Origin of the sequence: Psychrobacillus sp. FJAT-21963, from assembly GCF_001420585.1 — a bacterium.
GTDB lineage: Bacteria > Bacillota > Bacilli > Bacillales_A > Planococcaceae > Psychrobacillus.
This window is the reverse complement of the sequence record NZ_LJIY01000002.1, coordinates 262,552-284,963: the sequence shown is the minus strand read 5'-3', so window position 1 is coordinate 284,963 and position 22,412 is coordinate 262,552. Positions and strand designations below refer to the sequence as shown.

General features: G+C 35.7%; 26 protein-coding genes. 2 read left to right on the top strand and 24 right to left on the bottom strand.

All coding sequences use genetic code 11. The features are described 5' to 3' along the window. Nucleotides 1–19: 19 nt before the first annotated feature. The 23 genes from AN959_RS07270 to der form a co-directional block, all read right to left on the bottom strand. Nucleotides 20–523: a ubiquinol-cytochrome c reductase iron-sulfur subunit gene (locus tag AN959_RS07270; RefSeq protein WP_056829490.1), complete on the bottom strand. Its 504-nt coding sequence runs from the start codon at nt 521–523 to the stop codon at nt 20–22. Between the two features lie 158 nt (nt 524–681). Beyond that, complete coding sequence (locus tag AN959_RS07265) at nt 682–1,128, bottom strand: DUF2487 family protein (RefSeq protein WP_053589784.1); 447 nt, start codon at nt 1,126–1,128, stop codon at nt 682–684. A gap of 11 nt (nt 1,129–1,139) precedes the next feature. Continuing rightward, the gene (locus AN959_RS07260; protein WP_053589785.1) at nt 1,140–1,691 is read right to left on the bottom strand and encodes a ReoY family proteolytic degradation factor; all 552 of its coding nucleotides are present in this window, start codon (nt 1,689–1,691) and stop codon (nt 1,140–1,142) included. Nucleotides 1,692–1,709: 18 nt separating this feature from the next. Continuing rightward, nucleotides 1,710–2,954, bottom strand: a complete 1,245-nt coding sequence (locus tag AN959_RS07255) for a tetratricopeptide repeat protein (RefSeq protein ID WP_056829488.1) — start codon at nt 2,952–2,954, stop codon at nt 1,710–1,712. Between the two features lie 773 nt (nt 2,955–3,727). After that, nucleotides 3,728–5,020: a 3-phosphoshikimate 1-carboxyvinyltransferase gene (gene aroA / locus AN959_RS07250; RefSeq protein WP_371256510.1), complete on the bottom strand. Its 1,293-nt coding sequence runs from the start codon at nt 5,018–5,020 to the stop codon at nt 3,728–3,730. Nucleotides 5,021–5,029: 9 nt separating this feature from the next. Then, entirely contained in the window at nt 5,030–6,130 is a 1,101-nt protein-coding gene (locus tag AN959_RS07245; RefSeq protein ID WP_056829484.1) for a prephenate dehydrogenase, read from the bottom strand. Beyond that, nucleotides 6,130–7,227 carry a histidinol-phosphate transaminase gene (gene hisC / locus AN959_RS07240; RefSeq protein ID WP_056829482.1) on the bottom strand — a complete coding sequence of 366 codons (1,098 nt, stop codon included), beginning with the start codon at nt 7,225–7,227 and terminating at the stop codon, nt 6,130–6,132. The genes AN959_RS07245 and hisC overlap by 1 nt, the downstream gene beginning before the upstream one ends. A gap of 23 nt (nt 7,228–7,250) precedes the next feature. Beyond that, nucleotides 7,251–7,613 carry a chorismate mutase gene (aroH, locus tag AN959_RS07235; RefSeq protein WP_053589790.1) on the bottom strand — a complete coding sequence of 121 codons (363 nt, stop codon included), beginning with the start codon at nt 7,611–7,613 and terminating at the stop codon, nt 7,251–7,253. Next, the gene (aroB, locus tag AN959_RS07230) at nt 7,614–8,702 is read right to left on the bottom strand and encodes a 3-dehydroquinate synthase (protein ID WP_056829479.1); all 1,089 of its coding nucleotides are present in this window, start codon (nt 8,700–8,702) and stop codon (nt 7,614–7,616) included. Nucleotides 8,703–8,705: 3 nt separating this feature from the next. Then, a complete protein-coding gene (aroC, locus tag AN959_RS07225) occupies nt 8,706–9,887 on the bottom strand; it encodes a chorismate synthase (protein WP_056829478.1) in 1,182 nt (393 codons plus the stop codon). Between the two features lie 116 nt (nt 9,888–10,003). After that, the gene (locus AN959_RS07220; RefSeq protein WP_053589793.1) at nt 10,004–10,774 is read right to left on the bottom strand and encodes a protein-glutamate O-methyltransferase CheR; all 771 of its coding nucleotides are present in this window, start codon (nt 10,772–10,774) and stop codon (nt 10,004–10,006) included. Nucleotides 10,775–11,208: 434 nt separating this feature from the next. Beyond that, nucleotides 11,209–11,655, bottom strand: a complete 447-nt coding sequence (gene ndk, locus AN959_RS07215; RefSeq protein WP_053589794.1) for a nucleoside-diphosphate kinase — start codon at nt 11,653–11,655, stop codon at nt 11,209–11,211. Nucleotides 11,656–11,819: 164 nt separating this feature from the next. Next, nucleotides 11,820–12,794: a heptaprenyl diphosphate synthase component II gene (gene hepT, locus AN959_RS07210; protein WP_082355211.1), complete on the bottom strand. Its 975-nt coding sequence runs from the start codon at nt 12,792–12,794 to the stop codon at nt 11,820–11,822. A gap of 20 nt (nt 12,795–12,814) precedes the next feature. Continuing rightward, the gene (locus AN959_RS07205) at nt 12,815–13,519 is read right to left on the bottom strand and encodes a demethylmenaquinone methyltransferase (protein ID WP_056829476.1); all 705 of its coding nucleotides are present in this window, start codon (nt 13,517–13,519) and stop codon (nt 12,815–12,817) included. A gap of 3 nt (nt 13,520–13,522) precedes the next feature. Continuing rightward, nucleotides 13,523–14,284, bottom strand: coding sequence for a heptaprenyl diphosphate synthase component 1 (locus tag AN959_RS07200; protein ID WP_056829474.1), 762 nt, complete (start codon nt 14,282–14,284; stop codon nt 13,523–13,525). Nucleotides 14,285–14,329: 45 nt separating this feature from the next. Beyond that, nucleotides 14,330–14,554, bottom strand: coding sequence for a trp RNA-binding attenuation protein MtrB (mtrB, locus tag AN959_RS07195; RefSeq protein WP_053589797.1), 225 nt, complete (start codon nt 14,552–14,554; stop codon nt 14,330–14,332). 67 nt (nt 14,555–14,621) lie between these two features. After that, on the bottom strand, nt 14,622–15,191 hold the full coding sequence (folE, locus tag AN959_RS07190) for a GTP cyclohydrolase I FolE (protein WP_053589798.1): 570 nt from the start codon (nt 15,189–15,191) through the stop codon (nt 14,622–14,624). A gap of 196 nt (nt 15,192–15,387) precedes the next feature. Beyond that, entirely contained in the window at nt 15,388–15,660 is a 273-nt protein-coding gene (locus AN959_RS07185) for an HU family DNA-binding protein (protein ID WP_053589799.1), read from the bottom strand. A gap of 172 nt (nt 15,661–15,832) precedes the next feature. Then, on the bottom strand, nt 15,833–17,311 hold the full coding sequence (spoIVA, locus tag AN959_RS07180) for a stage IV sporulation protein A (RefSeq protein ID WP_053589800.1): 1,479 nt from the start codon (nt 17,309–17,311) through the stop codon (nt 15,833–15,835). 78 nt (nt 17,312–17,389) lie between these two features. Next, the gene (locus AN959_RS07175) at nt 17,390–18,100 is read right to left on the bottom strand and encodes a hypothetical protein (RefSeq protein WP_056829472.1); all 711 of its coding nucleotides are present in this window, start codon (nt 18,098–18,100) and stop codon (nt 17,390–17,392) included. 13 nt (nt 18,101–18,113) lie between these two features. Continuing rightward, entirely contained in the window at nt 18,114–18,320 is a 207-nt protein-coding gene (locus tag AN959_RS07170; protein WP_231687546.1) for a DUF2768 domain-containing protein, read from the bottom strand. Between the two features lie 80 nt (nt 18,321–18,400). Next, nucleotides 18,401–19,420, bottom strand: coding sequence for an NAD(P)H-dependent glycerol-3-phosphate dehydrogenase (locus AN959_RS07165; protein WP_056829469.1), 1,020 nt, complete (start codon nt 19,418–19,420; stop codon nt 18,401–18,403). Nucleotides 19,421–19,448: 28 nt separating this feature from the next. After that, a complete protein-coding gene (gene der / locus AN959_RS07160; RefSeq protein WP_056829467.1) occupies nt 19,449–20,759 on the bottom strand; it encodes a ribosome biogenesis GTPase Der in 1,311 nt (436 codons plus the stop codon). 477 nt (nt 20,760–21,236) lie between these two features. On the opposite strand from der, the gene AN959_RS20985 reads away from it, so the two are divergent. Together AN959_RS20985 and AN959_RS07155 are read left to right on the top strand one after the other, a co-directional pair. Then, on the top strand, nt 21,237–21,395 hold the full coding sequence (locus AN959_RS20985) for a hypothetical protein (protein ID WP_156350743.1): 159 nt from the start codon (nt 21,237–21,239) through the stop codon (nt 21,393–21,395). Nucleotides 21,396–21,437: 42 nt separating this feature from the next. Then, nucleotides 21,438–21,806 carry a hypothetical protein gene (locus AN959_RS07155; protein WP_056829465.1) on the top strand — a complete coding sequence of 123 codons (369 nt, stop codon included), beginning with the start codon at nt 21,438–21,440 and terminating at the stop codon, nt 21,804–21,806. Between the two features lie 208 nt (nt 21,807–22,014). Here the strand turns inward: AN959_RS07155 and AN959_RS07150 are convergent, their stop codons facing one another. Continuing rightward, the gene (locus AN959_RS07150; protein ID WP_056829463.1) at nt 22,015–22,200 is read right to left on the bottom strand and encodes a hypothetical protein; all 186 of its coding nucleotides are present in this window, start codon (nt 22,198–22,200) and stop codon (nt 22,015–22,017) included. Nucleotides 22,201–22,412 lie beyond the last annotated feature (212 nt).

Sequence of the window (22,412 nt, the reverse complement as noted above, 5' to 3'; positions counted from 1 at the left end):
GATGTCGTACCCCCTTACTTTAAACTAATGTGTTAGGCATAGCTTTTCCAATTTCTAAGAAACCGTCATTTTCACGTACTTCATATTGATCCAACGGACCTAGAGGTGGTGTTTTTGGAACATTCTTCCCGTTTTTCTCATAGCGACCTGCGTGACATGGACAGAAGAATTGATTTTTGTGAGCTGGGTCACCTTCCCAGTTCACTGTACAACCTAGATGTTTACATACCGGTGAAAGAGCAATGATTTGATCTCCTTCTTTATAAACCCATGCAGTATTTGTTACATCAGACTTGTACCATGCATCGACTTGTTCAAATGTGAAGTCAACACGTTCAGGAACTTCCGTAATATCAGCAACTTTTTTCTCCGTAAGTACAAAATCTCCGCCTTCTGTTTTTTGCAATACAGGATCAACTGCAAAACGTACCATAGGCATTAGCATACCTGCAGCCATGAATCCGCCAACACCTGTTAATGTATAACTTAGAAATTGACGTCTTGATACTTTATTGTTACTCATCCTTTTCCCCCCTCTAACTTAAAGGTCAGTCCAATGGACATACTTGCTTGAATTAATAATACTAGGACATATCAATGATATATCAATAAAAAAGGAAGGTCAATATTCCTTTGAAACGAATTATATACTTTGTGAACAATTAATGAAAGATATTGTCACTAATTTGCCCATTTTTTTGCGAATGTCGGAATAAGTTGACGAAGCTGATCTTCCAACACGGAATTTCTCAATTTTTGATCCATAGAATCGAGAGGTACAGAAGGTGTCCAAAAAATATTTTTCTCTTCTCCCAGTGAACTCCATTCTTTATCAGAAGTAATGAAAAATACATGTTTGAACTCGGCTTTATTCAACTCTTCTTTCCACTGATTATATAATGTGAGCTTGTCCTGATTTTTTGTGTAAGAGAAGGAAGGAAATAAAACAATCCTTCCTTTGAATTGATTTTCGATTATATTTGCTAAGGATAATGTAAAATCGGCAGCTGATGCTGCAAATTGGAATCCTTGCTCAGAGCCATCAATTAATGTTAATGGGACTACCGCTGTATCAATATATTCTTTTTGTGCTTGAAATACTGCGCTATCTTTACCGTTCCAATGCATCTCTATCTCTCCTAAATATCTTTATCTACTAGTGCTTTCCACATTGCTGATAGTTCTAAAAATTTAGCTTTGTTATTTTGGTCGATTGCTTCATCGATTTGTTTTTGTAAATGTTCTACTTGAAAGGAATACAAACTCTCAGATAAGATATCTTCTACAATTAGTTTATCCTTTTCGCTAATATGCAAATACTTCGGCATATAAGGATTTTCTTCTAGTACTGCTAAGTATTCAGGACTTGGTGGAACCGTTTGAAAATTTAACTGTATATACATTTCTTCTTCTGGGTGAAGCCTCAAATCATGAAATGATTTTTCTGCATCAGCTGTCATAACGCTTCCCTTATAAAATCGGAATGGTATTCCTGATGATGTCGTGACAGACATCACCATTGCTCTTGGGCAATAATGCGCTTCTTCTACAAAATGCACATTATTCAAAAGTGTCTCATGACTGATTAAGTAGTTCAAGATCCAGACGCATTCTCTTCTTTTCATCTGATATTTTTTCAAAAACCAACGGACAAATTCTTTCTTTTCGCCAACTGAAACAGAAGCAGTCACGTAACCTCTCCTTCCTTTTTATTCAACCATTTCAAACCAAGTACTATTTTCAGGTTCTAATTTCTGTAGTAAAGCCACTACTTCTAGTGCTTCTTCTCTTTTTCCGTCTTCCAAAAGGAAGTATACGTATTTCTCTAAAAATTGTGCATCGTCCTTATGGTCAGTATATGCTAACTTATAAAATTCGTATGCTTTTTCGTAAATTTCTAATCGGTCGAATGCTGAAGCTAAAAATGGATACATGGAAGACCATTCAAAGTTCTCTTTTTTAAGATCCTCATATAAACCAACTAATTCCTCGTCACGTTCTTCTGTTGCAAACAGTGAGGTAAGCGTAAATATTGCATCCATATATTCAGGATCTAGTGCAATGGCTTCACGTAAAAATGACTCTGCTTCTTTCACTTTACCCAATTTAAGAGAAATTTTACCGGCAAATAAATAATATTCTTTTTCAAATTCATCTCTAGCAATGCCCTCAGTAATTACTTTTAACGCTTCTTCATTCTTTTCCAGCATGGCATTCGATTCTGCCAGTAACATATAACCAGAAAAATAATCAGGATCTATTTCAATTAAATTTTCTAAATACTTAATCGCCGTTTCATAATGTCGTACTTGAAAGGAAGCATATGCTGCATGAAATAAAACGTCTGGAGCAACCTCAGCTTTTAAGGCGTCTGCGTAATAAGGAATTGCCTCTTCATATGCGGCTCCTGCACTATATATTTCCGCAAGCTTCAAAGGCAAGTCGACTCCTTGCAATGTATTCTTCTGTGGCAATAATTCTTCCATTATCCTAGCTGCTTCTAAATATCTCCCAGTTTCAAATAATAGTTCACCTTTAGCGTAAAGCAATAATGGTTCATTTGGTATTAATCCAATTGCCTCATTTATTTTTTGTTCTGCAACTTCATATAAACCTATCATTTGATAGTAGTCGGCTAAAGTAAGCAATGCTTGAGGATATGCTTCACTTGATTTATCAATACTTGTTAACAAGTTTAATGCTTCATCTTCTCGATCCATCTCTAAAAATAGCTGTGCCTGATCTATTTTTAATTGGCTTTCCTCTGGAAATAAATATTGAAGATGCTCTAAAATTTTTATTGCTTCTTCTGTGTAACCGTATTGGGATAATAAATCAGCAAGCTCGTAGTGTTCATCTGGATTTCCTTCGATTAAAAAACGATCCACTATTGCTCCTAGCTTCTCCGTATCCCCTTCCTCCATCGCTTGGATAAAAGGCATCATTTTCTCCATATTATCACCATACTTTCTTTATAACTTTATCGTACAAGAACATTTGCATATGAACAAGAAAAAAACTCTCCATAAATCGGAGAGTTCAAGAAAGTAGACAAAATTCTAATAAACGAGTTATTTTCTGTCTTTTTATTTTTTGGATAAATAGTTTTAGACCCGTTAATTTCCGTTCCAGGCGGACGCGTTCCGCCGGCATGGCTTCAGCCGCTTCCCTTGCTCCTGCGCAAGCTCGTCGCAAAAATTAATTTCACTACGCTCAGTCCAGTGTCTTCACCTCACGCACCTGACGCTTCGCTTTCGGTGCAGAAAACATTTGCTATTCCGGCTGGAGTCGCCGCCTTCCACTCCAATTAACTATTATCCGCTTTTCAATTTGAAAACCATCATGCTATTTTTTTCATTTAGTTTTTATAGAAAATCGTTGAAAAAGGCGACACTCCTGCGGGAATAGCGTTAGCCGAAGACCCCGCAGTTGAGGGGAAGGCAATCTAAGTTCGCCGCATCCTGCTCCTGCGCAAAGCTCGTCGCAAAAGAACTTTTGCGGCAACGATTGCATGACCAACATCGTGTTGGCCTAGGAGGCTAAGGCAACGCCCGCGGAAAGGGAGCCGTTTCAACGATTTTCTTATTTATCGGACGACATTATTTAGTAAAGTAGAATTCTATATACTTTTTCATTGCCCACGCTTGAGCGCTTTTTAAAAAAGCGAAATATAATACTAAGCCAACTTGGCAAAAAATAAATAGGAATAAAGAACAAAGCCTATACTTTATCTAATTACACTATTCAATTGCTCAAAAAAGTTAGGATAGCTTACAGAAATACATTCAGCATTATCAATTGTCACTGGGCCAGAAGTAATGAGAGAAGCAATTGCAGCCATCATTCCGATACGATGATCTCCATAAGTTCTTAAATTTGCCCCATGAAGAGGGGTTGGTCCTTCAATTATCATTCCATCCTCTGTAGCAGAAATATTGGCGCCCAATTTTTTTAGTTCATCTACGACAGCATCAATTCGATTCGTTTCCTTCACTTTTAACTCTTCTGCATCCTTAATAATTGTCTTTCCATGTGCTTGGGTTGCGAGAAGAGCAATAATTGGGATTTCATCAATTAGTTTAGGAATAATATCTCCACCAATTTCCGTACTTTTTAGAGCAGATGACTCTACTACCAATGTTCCCATCTCTTCATGACTTTTAAAAAAGTTCATTTCCGTCTTAATATTAGCACCCATTTTTTCAAGTACCTCAATAATCCCAATTCGAGTAGGGTTTAATCCAACGTTAAGTAGTGTTAACTCACTATTTGGCACAATCGCTCCAGCAACTAAGAAAAATGCAGCAGAGGAGATGTCCCCTGGCACAACAACGTGTGTGCCAGTAAGATCCTGTCCACCAGTTAGACGAATTGTTTTATCTTCTACTGTAATGTCCGCGCCAAAATGCTGAAGCATTTTTTCTGTATGATCGCGTGAGGTTTCTATTTCTGTTACTACGGTTTCTCCTTCTGCTTGAAGTGCTGCCAATAAGATAGCAGACTTTACTTGTGCGCTAGCTACTGGCATTTTGTATTGAAATGAGTGAAGTTTTGTTCCTTCAACGGCAATAGGTGTATACTGAGCATTTTCTCGTCCAATAAATTTAGCACCCATTTGTTTTAAAGGCTCTGTTACCCGCTTCATTGGGCGCTTTTGAATCGAATCATCACCAATTAGTACAGAAGAGACATTGGAACCAGCTAAAATACCTAGCATTAGTCGTGTCGTTGTTCCAGAGTTTCCTGTATATAAAATTTCTTTTGGCTCTTTCCAAGCGTTAATGCCTTCACTTAATATCTTGACGTTTTCACCTTCGATTGATATATCTACGCCTAGTTTAGAAAAACAATCGATTGTTGCTAAACAATCATCACTTTGTAAGAAACCTTCAACAGTTGTTGTTCCTTTCGCTATTGCTCCAAACATAATAGAACGATGGGAAACAGATTTGTCACCGGGTATTCGTAGAGTGCCTTTCAAGGAAGGCTGTCCATAATTTAAAATTCTACTCAAAATCATTTTCCTCCCTTACGCAATATATGTCTCAAATGTTGTATTTTTTGCAATACATTCTACTGCTTTGGCACGGTCTTCCATTGTTTGAAAACTAATAACAAGTATTCCAAAAATATCTTCTCTAGTCTCAACAATACGTAAGTTAGTAATACTAATACTGTCTTTAGCTAGATAGCCAGTGATTTCTGAGATCACCCCTGGATAATCTGGAACATCCACATATAAATCAAATACAGTAAACATGGCACCTTGTGTAGTAATAGGTAAATTGTCGCGGACTTCTTTAGCTCTGGAGAAATAAGCTTCTATTTCATCGGGTTCTGCATGCAATAATAAATTTTGTAGTCTAATCATTTCTTCCGTCCAGCTTTGTAGTTGGTTGCATAGTTCTTGACGATTTTGGACAGTAATATCTCTCCACATAATAGGATTCGAAGAAGCGATTCTTGTCAAATCACGAAATCCACCAGCAGCTAGTTGTTTTGTAAAAGGAAAGGCTTCGTTTTCACCTGCTAGCTGATGTACAAGCGATGCTGCTACTAAGTGAGGAAAGTGACTTACAACCGCAGTCATATGATCATGCTCTTCTGCATCCACTTGTACAATTTTTGCTTTCGTCACTTGCAAGAGATTCAAAAGTGTTTGTATTTGTTCTTCTTTTGTATCTTGAAATGGAGTTAGCATATAATAGGCATTTTCAAAAAGATGCGCTCTAGCGGCTTCTACACCACTTTTATGAGAGCCAGCCATTGGATGGCCACCAATAAACGTAATACCTGCTTCTTTTAATTCTAAAGCAGCTTTCATAATTACTTTTTTAGTACTTCCAGTGTCTGAAACAATCACATTCTTTTTTAATTGCCAGTTATGCATCTCTTGGATCAAGCGAATAGTTTCATTGACAGGAGTTGCAAAAATAATAACATCCGCTAGCTCTGATGCATCTTTCATATGAACTGCCATTTCATCGATAATACCGATTCTCTTTGCCGTGCGAAGCGTGTGACTATCCGCATCATAACCGATGATAAAAGTTTCAGGATTTCTCTTTAAACCAAGTGCTAGAGAACCTCCAATTAGTCCTAGTCCTATGATGAAAACAGTTTGTTTCATTAAATAACGCCTTCCTCACGTAATACCTCATCAAGTTTTTGTAGGAGCTCTGTATTTTCTTCCTCTGTACCTATCGTTATTCTTAGATATCCAGGCACTCCTAAAGCATTCCCACTTCGGACGATAAATCCTCGTTGCATTAGTCCTTGGAACACTAAATCACTATCCGCTTTTACTTCCATTAAGATAAAGTTTGTATGAGATGGATAAAAATCTAAATTATGAACTTTACAATATTCTTCAAATTGCTTTTTCCCAGCATTATTTTTCATTTTGCATTCTTGAATAAATGACTGATCTTCTAGTCCGATTATTGCTACCTCTTGGCTTAAAACGGTATTGTTAAATGGCTCGCGAGTTGGTTCTAGTTGACTAATAACTTCCTCTGAACCAATGGCATATCCAACTCGGAAGCTTGCTAAACCGTATGCTTTCGAGAATGTACGCATAATTAGCACATTTGGATGCTTGTCTATAAGACCAATAGAGTCTACATACGTTTCATCCGTAATATATTCGGTGTAAGCTTCATCTAATACTATTAATACATCGCTTGGAACTTTTTCAACAAATTCTTTAATTTTTTGGCTTGGTGTTAATGTTCCAGTAGGATTATTGGGATTACAAATCCAAACGATTGCTGTGTTGTCATCGATAGCTTCATACATTTTGTCTAAATCATGTTCTCCATTTTTAAAAGGCACTTCTCTTACCTCAGCACCTTCTACAATTGCATTATGCTTGTATTGTCCGAAAGTGATGTTCGCCATAACCGTATTTAACCCTGGTCTCAAAATTGCTCTCGAAACTATTAAAATATTTTCATCTGAACCATTACCAAATAATAATTGGTTTTCTGAGACATTTAAATGTTTAGATACTGCAGATCGAAGTTTTGTTGCATATCCATCGGGATAAATTGCAAAATTTACTTTTGCGTTATCCAAAAAAGCTTTCACTCTAGGAGATGCTCCGTATGGATTTTCATTCGACGCAAGTTTTACAACTTTATCTAAATTATATATTCTTTTTACTTCATCTGTTGTCTTTCCAGGTTGGTATGCTTGTAATCCTTTAATTTGTTTTTTAAATTTCATTTAAAGCTCCTCGATTCTTTTATTTACTTGACTAAGTCTGGTCTTAATCGGACTGCTTCATTTAAATAAATATGTTGGATTTCTTTTTGAGTTTTGTCAGTATTAATATGCATCAATAAACGAATACATTTCTCTAATGCACCTGGAACATTCATCTCATGAGTGCACATTACTGGTACATATGTCCATCCTTCAATACTTCTCACAGCTCTTGCAGGAAAAGCAGAGGAGATGTCCGTAGTAGTAGAGATGATTACAGATGCAATTGTTTCAGGGTCAATATTATTAGCTCTTGCCATTTCTGTCGCAAGACGAGCTGTTTCCTGAAGTACTTCTTCATTAGAGTCTTCTGTTACTGTGATTGCACCTCTAACTCCTCTTATCAATTAAATCTCCTCCTTTATCCATTTTCGTAATAGATCATCACATTTTTTCACTTCATCCATAGTAACAATTTGGATAAAAGGATCCCCAATATGGTTAAGTAAAGCAAAATGTAGTTCACCATTTGTCGTTTTTTTATCTTTCAACATAAATGTAGCCAACTGATCAAAGGGACTGTTTAATACATGTTGAAAATTATATTCAAGCTTTTTAGCTAGTTTATATACATCACGAGCATAACCCGCTTTAACTTCCCCGTATATTTCACTTAACATAAGTGCAGGAATCATACCAATCATAACTGCTTCGCCATGGGTTATCTTTCCATAACCAACTGTAGCTTCAATTGCATGTCCATATGTATGACCAAAGTTTAAATATTTTCGATATGATTTCTCTTTTTCATCTAGCTCCACTATACGTGCTTTTACGCGTATTCCTTTTTCCAACCAAACGAGAAGCTCTTCTTTTTGAATTACATCGATGCTTTCTAATTTCAAAAAGTCATTGGACCATGTTATATCACTAATTAGTGCATGTTTAATCACTTCTGCTAACCCTGAACGAACTTCTGATTTTGGGAGAGTATTTAAAAAATGAAAATCATATAAAACTTCTTTTGGTTGATAAAAAGCACCAATCATATTCTTTCCATTGGGATGGTTAATAGCAGTTTTTCCTCCAACTGCACTATCATGGGCAAGTATCGTTGTTGGGATTTGAATAAAAGGAATTCCACGCATAAAAGTTGATGCTACAAATCCAGTTAAATCTCCTACAGCCCCTCCCCCAAGGGCTAACAAAATACTATTTCTTGAACAATTTTCTTGTAGTAGGAATGTTTGTACATTGAAATAAGAGTCAAATGTTTTACAAGCTTCTCCGTTTGGTACAAGATGTACCTGATAGTTAAAGGAGAAGTTATCGTCAAAGTAATCTCGATGTAATCCCCAAACATTTTCATCGGTAATCACAACTATTTTATCTGCTTTTTCAAAACCCTCTGTATTTCTATCACAGAACGCTTTTAATATATTTTCGCCTAAATGAACTTCATAGGTGGAATCTTTCGTTCTTACCGGGATAATCATTCATTAAAACCCCTTTGTGTATGCACGGTGTCTTTCAATATCGGCCTTTAAAATGTCTATTTGATCACTATTAAAAGTATCTAGAACAGCAGTTGCTATTTCCCATGCAATTACTGCCTCTGCTACTACAGATGCTGCAGGGACAGCACAACTATCAGATCGTTCGATACTTGCTTTAAACGGTTCTTTCGTATCAATATCTACACTTTGAAGCGGTTTGTATAAAGTAGGAATAGGTTTCATAACACCTCTTACAACGATTGGCATTCCAGTAGACATTCCACCTTCTAAACCACCTAAACGATTTGTATCACGAGTATAACCAACTTCTTCACTCCAAGATATTTGATCATGGACTTGGCTTCCAAATAAATTTGCCATTTCAAATCCGAGACCAACCTCTACCCCTTTAAAAGCATTAATACTCATCATAGCCATTGCAAGTTTGCCATCTAGTTTTCGATCATAGTGCACATAACTGCCAACCCCAGCTGGCATACCATCCACAATCACTTCTACTACACCACCAATGGTATCACCGGCTTTTTTGGCTTGATCAATTGCCTCTACCATTTTTGCTGAGGCTATCGGATCCAGACAGTAAACAGGGTCAGATTCAACAACTTCACGAATTTCCTCAATCGTTTTTCCAGTAGCTAAAGTTAGGTCTGCTTCAATACCACCAATCTTTGTAACATGAGCAACTATTGAAATCCCTAATTGTTTTAGCAATTGCTTCGCAACAGCCCCTACTGCAACTCGAACTGTAGTTTCTCTTGCAGAAGATCTTTCTAAAACATTACGTAAATCTCGGTGACCATATTTCATGCCACCAACTAAATCTGCGTGCCCAGGACGTGGTCTAGTAATTTGTCTTTTAATATCCTCTGGATCAATTTCTTCACCAAGTGGTTCAATTCCCATTATATTCGTCCAATGCTTCCAGTCATCATTATTTACAACTAGACAAACTGGAGAACCTAATGACTTTCCATGGCGTACACCAGAAGTAATAGCTACTGTATCTTTTTCAATTTGCATTCTTCTTCCACGACCATGACCACCTTGACGTCGCTTGAGTTCCTTATTAATATGTTCACTCGTAATTTCTAATTGGGCTGGTAACCCTTCAATGATTGCTGTTAGTTGTGGTCCATGTGACTCACCTGCTGTTAAATAACGCACAACACTTTCCCCCTTCAACTCGCTAAAGTATTTGTTTTCAACTATATCATAATTTTAGTTTCAAAGTATAGAAGAAAACTGCCCGATTTGGTATTTTTCTTCGGACAGTTTACTATTTATTTTTTCCGATAAAAAAATGTGTCTTCTGTTTCAAACCCGTATTTACCTGGATTGAAAATTTGTTCTGTACTACCAACAAAGAGTATCCCCCCTGATCGAAGAGAATTACTAAAGTTTTGATAGATTTGATCTTTTGCTTCTTCCGTAAAATAAATCATGACATTTCGGCAAATAATTAAGTCATAATTTTTTTCGTATGTATCTTTTAATAAATTATGTTTTTTAAAGGTAACTGTTCTTTTTATCGCATCTTCAACTTTATAAAACTGCCCTTGCTTTTCAAAATATTTCATTATCATATCGCTTGGAACTTCTGCAAGTGATCGTTCAGGATAGATACCGACTTTTGCACGTTGTATTGCATTTTCATCTAAATCAGTCGCCTGAATTGAAATCTGTGATAAAGGTAGATAATTTGATAGCACCATTGCAGTTGTATAAGGTTCTTCTCCGGTAGAGCATGCAGCACTCCAAACCTTCAAACGCTTATTAACTGCTAATAATTTTGGAAATATTTTATTTTGCAAAACTTCCCAACGCTTCCCATTACGGTAAAACTCGGATACATTAATTGTCATTCTATCTAAAAACTCATTCATTAAATCCCTGTCTTTATCTAGAGCATTAAAAAAATCGACAAAATTTTTATATCCTTTTTTTTCATATAACGAAGTAAGTCGTCGTTTCATCTGCGCTTCTTTATAGGCTGCAAGATCGATTCCTGTTTTTCGTTTGATAGAATCCACAAATTTAACGTAGTCTGACAAAGTACATCGTTCCTTTCAAAAGGCCTATATCTAGTATATCGTATTCTAAAGATTATGGACATAATAAAAAGACAGTCAATTTAAGTTTAATTTGACTGTCTTTCATGTTATTTTATAAGATTACTTATCGGAGTTTAATGTGGAACTTCTTCGTTCCACAAGTTAACTTACGAGATTCCGCATTTCATTGTCCAGCTACTTCGCCTTGCCCCTCGAGGTCAAATGAGTAATTACTGCGGTGGCTGAAAAACTGCCTCCTCATAATTTCTCTTTTGCTTGTCGGGGCAGAAACAGGCGATTTCGCATTTCGTGTCCAGCTACTTCGCCTTGCCACTCGAGGTCAAATGAGTAATTACTGCGGTGGCTGAAAAACTGCCTCCTCGTAATTTCTCATTTGCTTGTCGGGGCAGAAATAGGCGATTTCGCATTTCGTATTAGTTAATCCAGTTGTTAGCGTCTTTTGAGTAAGCAACTAATTCTTCTTGTTTGAAGAATAAACCAATTTCACGCTCAGCGCTTTCAGGTGAGTCAGAACCATGAATAATATTTTTTCCAACAGTTACTGCGAAGTCACCACGGATTGTTCCTGGAGCTGATTCTTTTGGATTAGTTGCACCCATCATAAGACGAGCTGTTGAAATAACGTTTTCACCTTCCCAAACCATTGCAAAAACTGGTCCAGAAGTGATGAAATCTACTAACTCACCAAAGAATGGGCGTTCTTTATGTTCGCCATAGTGTTGTTCTGCTAACTCAGTAGGAATCTGCATTAATTTTGCTCCAACTAATTGGTATCCTTTTTTCTCAAAACGACTTACGATTTCACCGATTAAGTTACGTTGTACGCCATCAGGTTTTACCATTAAAAATGTTTTTTCCATGTTTAACACTCCTTCAAATATGAAATGGGATATTATCTCCACCGTTACAAATAATATCATTATGATGTATTATTTTCAAATTAATTTCGTTCAAGATGCATTTTAGTTAGCGTTATCAATAAATCTTAATAGGTATCCTTAATCAAATCTATGTATTATACCAATCAAAACTTTCGTTTACTCATAAACAATGCAATGTTTTGTAAGGATTTTTTTGCCTGGATGGGAGGTAACTGTTTTACTTCGTTCAAAGCTTTTTGCAAGTACATATTACTTATTTGCTTCGCTTTATTAATAGCATCTGAGTTTCTTACTTCAGTTAATAGTCTTTGTTTATTTTCTTCTGAAATATTTCCATCTAATAATTCTTTTAATAATGGAGCGATTACAGGATCATTTTTAGCATAAAGTATAGGCAAAGTAATATTCCCCTGCAACAGATCACTTCCAGCTGGTTTTCCGAGTTGTTCATCTGTTGAGGTAATGTCTAAAATATCATCTATAATCTGAAACGACATTCCGACATAATAACCAAATTGTTTAAGATTTCTTGTCGTCTTACTATCTGCACCAGAAGCAATTGCCCCTAATTCACAACTCGCAGAGATTAAGATTGCCGTTTTCCGCTTTATTCTTCTTAGATAATCTCGAACTGTTTGATCTAAAAAATGTTTATCCTCTATTTGAATAATCTCCCCAATACAAAGTTCTACCATTGTATGAGATAACACTTCATGTGCATATGTATTTTCTAGTACTGTTATGTATTCAATTGCCCTTGCAAAGAGAAAATCACCTGTATACATGGCAACTCTGTTATTCCACTGAGCCTTTACCGTTTCTCTTCCTCTACGTGTTTCAGCATCGTCTATTACGTCATCATGAACAAGTGAAGCCATATGGATTAACTCAATCGAAACTGCTACGTTTTTTATAGTGTCAATTGAATAATTGCCAAACTTAGCTGACAGTAAGGCAAAAACTGGTCGTATTCTTTTACCTCCAGCAAGTAGTAAATGAAGAGAAGCTTCATTCAATAAGTGAGATGAAGAATTCACCGCTGTTGCTAGTTCTTTTTCGATGACATCTAAATCCGATTTTAAATCGGAATAAAGTAATTTCAACTTCATCTTATCCACAAATAAAAACCTTCTCCCACTTAAATATCTTTTTTGAAACCAATATGTCTTGCTGCAGCACCACCACTATATGGCTTACTCGTAACATTCTTCATACCAACTTCTTCAAATAGTTTTGTTAAAGCTGCTCGATTTGGAAAGTCTTTTGCAGATTCCTGGAGCCAAGAATATTCTTTGTAACTTTTTGCAAATAGTTTACCAAACAGTGGCATGATATATCGGAAATAAAATCTAAAACCAGTGTTAAATAACTTAGAATCTGGTTGTGAAGTCTCTAAACAAACAATCATTCCACCAGGCTTTGCAACACGTTTCATTTCTTTTAATACTTGCTCATAGTCAGGAACATTTCTTAATCCAAAACCTATCGTTACATAATCAAAAGAATTATCTTCAAACGGTAATTCCATTGCATTACCTTGAACTAACTGTATTTGAGAAATATCTTTCACTTTCTCTTTCCCAACATTCAGCATGTTTTGACTAAAGTCTAACCCAATCACTTCTCCAGTAGGACCTATTGCATCGGCTAATGCAATAGTCCAATCTGCTGTACCACAGCAAACGTCTAGAGCTTTACTTCCTTTTTTAACTTGCATTTCTTTCATCGTATCCGTACGCCATTTTATATGTTGCTTAAAACTAATTACTGAATTCATAGAATCATAATTATCTGATATCTTTTCAAAAACTTCATGTACATATTGTTCTTTTGATTTACCCATTCTTTAACCTTCTCTCAACTGCTGTTCAAGCGAATGCTCACAAACCCGCTCTAAAATGGCATGTTTTAAGGACTCGTTTAATAATTCTGAGGAACGGACGTCAAGTACTAGTGCATGTTCTATTTTATCTATCTCTCGACGTAGTGCGTCCAAATTTCTTTGAAATAATTTCGATTTACTTATATAAAAAGTTTTTTCACTTTTTTCGTAAGCAACTAACTCTTTTTTTAATGTTGCTAGCAATAAAGCTTCTTTCATGATAAACACATATTCATGATAGGAGTAATATTCAAAGAATTGTTCAATTGGTTTGCTTTCTACTAGTTGAATGGATTGAATTAATTCTTCAAATGAGTAATCCTCTAAATCGTAAAATCTAGTTTTGTGCTCTGTTATTTTAGCAACACTATCAGATAGCTGTTGAATTAAAACAATCAGATTCTCTTTTGCTAATAACTGATAATAGCGGCCACTATAATAATCTCCGGCAAGCACTTGCAATTGTTGAGACTTAGCGGTAGCATTATCTTCTTTAACTAAATCATGCGCAGCAAGTGCAGCAAATATAAGAGAAACAGAAATAGCAGACATTTTAACCGATTGATCCCAGTTTTCTCCATTTAGTAGTGGTAAAAGTGTAAAAAATAAACGTTTATCATCTACATCAGGTATACCTGTGTATTTTTGCAAAGTGTTTTGTTGAATTTGCATGAGAATATTCTTTTTATAAGTTTCGACATATTGTGTCAACAATGCCTCGTTCATACACTTTACTCCATTTCTCAATCGCAATTGATCTTTTAAAGTTTCTTACATTTTTTTCGTATCACTTTGAACAATACCATTCGCAGTGTGAATAGATGCTTTACCACGGATTTTCATAGCAGATGTGTGTTCAGTAAATTGAGCAATCATTACTTCCCCATCATCCAGTTTCTCCGAATGGTGGAATTTTGTATCAGTACCTCTTGTCAATCCAATAACATGCACGCCATCTTCTTCTGCTTTTATAACAATAAAATCTGAACTAGACATTTTAAAGTCTCCTTTGTTCACAGTCTTTTTCCATCATAACATATTCTTATCCATTCATCCAAAGCTGTTACTTCATCTGTATAAAAGACAATATTTCCGATCTTTTCACTTCATCTTTTTCTAAGATACCTTTTGCTACTGCAGTAATTGTTTTAGCACCAGGTTTCTTTATACCTCGCATTGTCATACACATATGTTCAGCTTCGATTACAACATAAACACCGTGGGGATTTAGCATATCCATTATGCTTTCCGCTATAGTGGATGTAATCCTTTCTTGAAGCTGCGGGCGTCTTGCAGTAGTTTCTACTGCCCTAGCTAATTTACTTAGTCCTGTTACTACTCCATCTCTAGGAATATACGCAACATGTGCTTTCCCATAAAAAGGAACTAAATGGTGTTCACACATTGAATAGAACGGTATGTCTTTGACTAATACTAGTTCTTCATGGTCCTCGTTAAAAACAGTTTTAAAATATTCTTTTGGATCTTGATGTAATCCTTCGAACATTTCAGCGTACATTTTTGAAACTCTTTTTGGTGTGTCTAGTAACCCTTCCCTAGAAGGATCCTCGCCAACAGCTTCTAAAATCATTGTAACTGCTTTTTCTATTTTTTTCAGATCGACATTTGTCATCTGTTAACCCCCTAGATACAATTCATCTAAAAAACGCATTGATATATACCATTAGCATCTTAGCATACGAATCGAATATAATAAATAACTTTCCCAATGGATAATTATGTTTTCTTCAAGATATGTTTATTTAAAGAAAAGAACGGCTACCCAGAAGCTAGCTTCAAGGCAACCGTTCTATGTACTACAACATCGATTATTTTACTGCGTCTTTAAGCGCTTTACCTGGTTTAAAAGCAGGCACCTTGCTTGCTGCGATGTCGATTTCTTTACCTGTTTGTGGGTTACGTCCTTTACGTGCAGCACGTTCACGAACTTCAAAGTTACCAAAACCGATTAATTGAACTTTTTCACCACTTGCAAGTGCAGTTTGAATTGATTCAAATACAGCTTCAACTGCTTTAGATGCGTCTTTTTTAGAAAGATCCGCAGCTTCAGCAACAGAGTTCACTAATTCTGTTTTATTCATACCATTCACCTCCTCTCAAAGGAAGATAGCTTCAACCTGTAAAAAGAGTATCACAACCAAAAAGGCTTAGCAACACTATTTGCACCTCTTTTGGGAACTTTAAGCAAAAATAATGGAATTTAATGAAATAACGGGACTTTTCGCATAGTCGCGAAAAGCCCCGTTATAAATTTTATAAAATAAATGTTACTAAACCTCTATCTCCTTCATTTACCATTCTTTCAATTGTTTCACGCATTCTCTTCTTTGCAATTTCCGAAACATTCTCTGTTTTATATCGCAAACTTTCTTTCATAACTTCTACAAGTGAAGTACCAAAGACTTGTGTTTGCCATAATGCATCTCGATCATGTAAATAGCCATGCTTTAAATCTTTTAACAGTTGTTGGCTATGGAATTCTGATCCTATCAGCGGCGCAAATTCAGCCTCCATGTCAACACGGATTATATGAAGCGAAGCTGCCTTAGCCTTTAAGCTAACACCGTAGAAATTATTTTGCTTTATAATTTCAGGTGCAGACGGTTGGAAGTCTTGGATAGTTGGTAGTGAAACACCGTAACCATGTGTTTTTGCAGCCTCTAAAGCCTCTGAAAATTTGTTATATGCCTTTCTAGCTGTTGAAGCTTCTTTCACAAACAGGAGCCAGTCTTTTTTAGTTTGAATAGGTTCTTCTAACCATTCGTCACACACTTCTTGAAATACCTCAGGTTTTAAGCCAATTTGGATACATGCTGATCCACGCCCAGGATTAGCTTCCACAACATCTGCAGATTGAATGAAAGGAACTTGTTTAAATCGTGAAGCCAGCTCTTTCACATCTCTCATTTTAGATACAATTTGAAGCCATTCCTGCAAGGAGGATGTAATTGCATTATTCACGAAATGATCTGGTTCTAATACATCAGTCCAATCAGGTTTAACTAGTTCAATATCCGTAATCGGAAATTCATAAAGTGCTTGTTGGAGTATGTATTGAATTTCCTCCGCAGTCATTCGATCGACAGCAACCGCAATAACCGGCACTTCATGCTCTTTCTGTAAGTCTTCACATAATTGAATAGTATCAACATGACCAGGCAATTTACTATTTAATACAATAACAAAAGGTTTACCTATTTCTTTCAGTTGAGCAATGATTTCTCTTTCCGCACTTTCAGCAGCTTTTCTTGGAATATTATTAACCGAGCCATCTGTTGTTACTACTATACCGATTGTTGAATGATCTCGAATTACTTTATCTGTTCCAATTCTTGCAGCCTCTTCAAATGGGATGGCTTCACTATGCCAAGGTGTATGCACTAATTTTTGACCATCTTCGCCTGAATGCGTTTTTATTCCATCAATCATATAACCTACACAATCTACTAATCTAATTTGTAAGCGTAACTGCTCTTCGCCCAGATAGATATTCGTTCCATGTGCAGGAACAAATTTGGGCTCTGCTGTCATAATTACATTACCTGGAGAACTTTGTGGAAGTTCATCCTGTGCACGTATTCTTTCCGATTCCTCTTTTATATTTGGAATAACTACAAGCTCCATTACACGCTTTACAAATGTAGATTTTCCAACACGAACTGGTCCTACAACACCAATATACACATCTCCATTAGTACGCTCTGCTATTTGTTCATAAAGTTTATTTGTCATGGATATTCTCCTTTCTTCGCAGTTTAATATATGCACAAAAAAAACGTTTCATGCATAATGCACGAAACGTTGAAGAGCTTATTTTGATAACATAAAAACTGGTTCATTATTCTCATTTACGGTATACGGTAAAGAGTAGGCAGGAACAATTGCAAAATTATCTGTTAATAGATGACGAATGTCCTCGCCTGGTTGAATTTTAGTTTCATTCTCTTGAAGTAAACGATTCAATTCAATTGAGTAATCCACGTATACTTTGCCATCGCCAGTTGCCACTAAAGGTAATTGAGTGTCTGAATAAGGGCTCTGTACGGATAATTCACTTTTATATCCCATCTTCTTGTAATCTAATTTGTAGACACCTTCCGTAATGATTTCAGCAACGGGTCCGTATCCATTAATACCTTTTCGATAGTTTATATCTCGTATAGTATCTGCAATTCGTAAATCTACTAATTTTACAGTCGGATTATCTTCTACATCCATTAATACGTATTGATAAATACCACCAACTTCATAAGAATTGGCTGGCGCCTTCCCTAAGTATGAAGGTACAATTTTTTTAAAGTCAATCGGATACTTAATATACAAGTCTGTTTCCATATCACGGGTTTTAATCGGTAATAATCCAGCCGAATCTTCTTTAAAGCTATCAACGGCTTTTTGGACAGCTTCTAACTGATCTTCATACGGTAATAGATTTTCAGCTTCTTGTCCGTTTTTAAAGCCACATCCAGCCAATACAAGAATAGCTATCATGAGCATACCAAGTAGTTTAATATTTCTCATCCTAATCTCCTTACTAAGCTTTTGTTGGATTAAAGATAATATATACCATTGTGATAAATCCAATAAATAATAATATGTATGCAATCAAACCAAATATAGCTTTTAGAAATTTGTTTTGTAGTTTCGTCTTAACAAAGAACATAAACAACATAGCTAAAAACATACTACCCATTGAACCAAATGAAATCCACATCTTATCCATAGATGATATCAATAACATGTGCTTACCCACCTTTCTACAACTAAAAAGTATATCACATCAAAAAAGAGTTGTAATTTGTACAACTCTTTTTGTATAAATTAGAAAGTTTTATAATCCTCTAACTCATGTTTCTTCGTTCTATGCATTAGTATATCTACTGCCTCTTTAGGACTTATATTTTCAAATAAAACAGAATAAAGCGCTTCAGTAATAGGCATATCTACCTGTTGTTTTTGAGCTAGTTGATAAGCAGCTTTCGTAGTTCGAACGCCCTCTACTACCATACCTATCTCATTTAGTACTTTTTCAAGCGATGCACCCTTGCCAAGCATATTTCCAGCTCTCCAGTTTCTAGAATGGACGCTTGTACACGTGGCAATCAAGTCTCCCATCCCAGTTAAACCTGAAAATGTATAAGGTTGTGCGCCTAAACTAATACCTAACCTTGTAATTTCTGCTAGGCCTCTTGTTATAAGCGCAGCCTTTGCATTATCACCATAGCCTAATCCATCAACAATACCTGCAGCTAAAGCAATTACATTTTTAAGGGCAGCCCCTATTTCTACACCAATCACGTCATCATTCGTATATACTCGAAAAGAATTGTTCATAAATAAGTCTTGAACCTGTTTAGCAGCTTCCATATTCACACTCGCAGCAGTAATAGTAGTAGGATGGTTTAAGACAACCTCTTCTGCATGGCTAGGACCAGATAATACAACAATTGCTTCCACATTATTAGTAGGTATTTCATCTACAATCATTTCAGAAATACGTTTGAATGAATCAGGTTCTATACCCTTCGATACATGTACAAACAGTTTTTTCCCATTTAAATGCTCTTTCATATCCCGACAAACATCTCGAATCGCCTTCGTAGGAACCGCAATTACAATGGTATTTGCATGTTTGATAGCTGTTTCAAAGTTACTAGTTGCTTTTAGGTTCCTCGGTAAAACGGTTTCTGGTAGATACTTTTTATTTGTATGATCAGTATTTATTTCAGCTGCTTGGTTTTCTCTATGTGACCAAAGGAGACAATCATGATTGTTATTAGCTAGAACCATTGCTAGAGCTGTACCCCAGCTACCAGCTCCTAATACAGTTATCTTCTCCATTACTATACGCCCCTTTAAAACAATTTAATCAAGTTCTTGCACGAGTAATGATTCGGATAGGAGTTCCCTCAAAATCAAATGATTCTCTAATACGATTTTCTAAAAATCGTTCGTATGAGAAGTGCATTAACTCAGGTTCATTTACAAACACAACAAATGTTGGTGGCTTAATAGCCACTTGCGTTGCATAGTAAATACGCAATCTTTTGCCTTTATCAGTAGGGGCCGGATTACGAGCTACAGAATCCTCAATCACTTCATTCAATATAGAAGATTGTACACGAAGTGAATGATTTTCACTTACTTTATTAATAATAGGTAAAATTGCATGCACACGTTGTTTTGTTTTTGCTGATACAAATACTATTGGTGCATAGTCTAAGAATTGAAAATGTTCACGAATAGATTTTGTCATTTCATTCATCGTTTTATCATTTTTCTCAATTGCATCCCATTTATTGACTACGATAATAACCGCTTTTCCGCCCTCATGTGCATATCCAGCAATTTTTTTATCCTGCTCCTGAATACCTTCTTCTGCATTTATAACAACTAAAACAACATCTGAGCGTTCTATCGCTTTTAGAGCACGCAACACACTGTATTTCTCCGTTGTTTCGTAAACTTTACCTTTTTTTCGCATTCCTGCTGTATCGATCATGACATAATCTTGTCCATCAAAGGAGTACTCAGTGTCTATAGCATCTCTCGTAGTACCAGCTATATCACTTACGATTACACGTTCATGTCCTAAAAATGCATTGATTAATGATGACTTCCCTACATTAGGTCTTCCGATTAATGAGAATTTAATAACATCCTCACCGTACTCTTGGTCCTCCAAATCAGGGAAATTTTTCGCAACTTCATCTAATAAATCCCCAAGTCCGAGTCCATGTGATCCAGAAATTGGATATGGTTCGCCCATACCTAATGCATAAAAGTCATAGATCATTTCACGCATATCAGGATTGTCGATTTTATTCACCGCTAAAACTACAGGCTTTTTCGTTTTGTATAAAATTTTTGCAACATATTCGTCAGCTGAAGTTACACCTTCTCGCCCATTTGTTAAGAAAACAATTACGTCAGCTTCGTCCATTGCAATTTCTGCTTGTTGTTTAATCTGCTCTAAGAATGGTTCATCACTAAGCTCAATACCACCTGTGTCAATAATGTTAAACTCATGTGTTAACCAATCTGCCGAGCTATATATACGATCACGTGTAACACCTGGAATATCTTCCACAATAGATACACGCTCTCCTACAATTCGATTAAATATGGTTGATTTGCCGACATTTGGCCTACCAACGATTGCTACTACTGGTTTTGTCATTGCTAATTCATCCTTCCAACTTCATCTATTCTGTATTATACAACATAGTGACACACAAATGCACATTCCCTATATATTAAACGAAATCCTAGACGTATCAAATGTTTAGAAATTGTTAAATAAACTTACACAAAGCAAATTAATTGCATACCATGCATTGTCTTGGGGCTAGAACATAAAAGTTATAGGCGGCATTATGTATAAGTTAAGAAAGCTAACTAACGGATATTACAAGCATTACTAATAAACAGACAACAAATTATTGTTATCTTTATCTTTATTTGTATAACTATTCAGCTACACCCTCGGTGGGAATCGATTTGAGCACTCAATACTAGTGATTCAAGGTCTTTTAGATACCCAGTGTTTAATCTGTGTAAAAAAATAATTGTTTTCACCAATTAGATATAATATGTTTACTCCGTTTCCATTTACAAGTAAGTTATAATAAATACCAAAATGGGATGGAGAGAATCATTGAAAGTTTTTGCTTTGCTTTTAACCACTACACTTTTACTTATCGGTTGTTCAGATAAACAACAAGAAACTTCTAGTGTTGATGATAATAAAGTTGAAGGAACACTTGAAGTTGTTACTCATGAAAAACATACCGAAAATGAAACAACTAATGAATAAGAAACAACAACAACAGAGGGAACTGAAGATATTACAGCACCTTTGGTAGAAATAGATAATACATTAACACGTGAAAACATAGATGCATTATTTTCAGTAGATCCAGTCGAAACGCAATATGAAAATGGTCAACTGGAATTTAAACAAGGTGAAATTGTACAAGTTGATTATATTTCTTATTTAGGAACAGATGGAATTGATTATGTAAGTGCTATGTTTTTTGAAGATGAATTAGTAAATATTCAATTAGATACTACATTATCAGATGAAGAATTAGAAAAACGGTTAGGTATAGATATTAATGAAGATTTAATGATTGAAGACATGCGAGAAAGAGGAGTTTACGAAATCACTTTTAATGATAAATTCAATGAAAGTGAAATAGCAAGATACCCTTTTGAAATGGATTAAATAACAAAAGCCCTTCCACTTTTTTTGTGGTTGGGCTTTTATTTATAACTGCAGTGCCTTCATCAACTAAAGCACCTGTTAGTTGAATAAATCATAAATCACTCGTTGGATTCAATTATTCTTATACTATTGTTTTCCTGAACTACACTTTCAACGTAACGTCTGCCGCTTCTAACTTGGCGGTTAACTAAATTAAAAATAGTGTAGATCATTCGTTATCCATATTTGGATTTTGTTGACGAAGAATCCAGTAATATTGAACAAGCTGATTCTCAAACTTAAAGTGCAATTCGTAAAAATACATATGCCATTTTGGATCTATATGTTCATAGTATTTCGCTAAAGTACCGTATAAACTTGTCTTCTGAAGAAGCTCTGCTAAACGAGGATCCATTTATTCTCTCCTTTTTCTTTTCAACTATAATCAATGTATTCATCAATCATGATTCCTGATTAGGCAAATAAAAAAAGCCCCACCCACAATTAAGTGAGGAGGAATGGATTATTTTTGTCAGTCAATATAACTCAAATTCTTGGTTATTCTTCTATTAAACGAGAAATATTGTATTCTATACTTATTAAAATTATAACCATAATCATTACAAT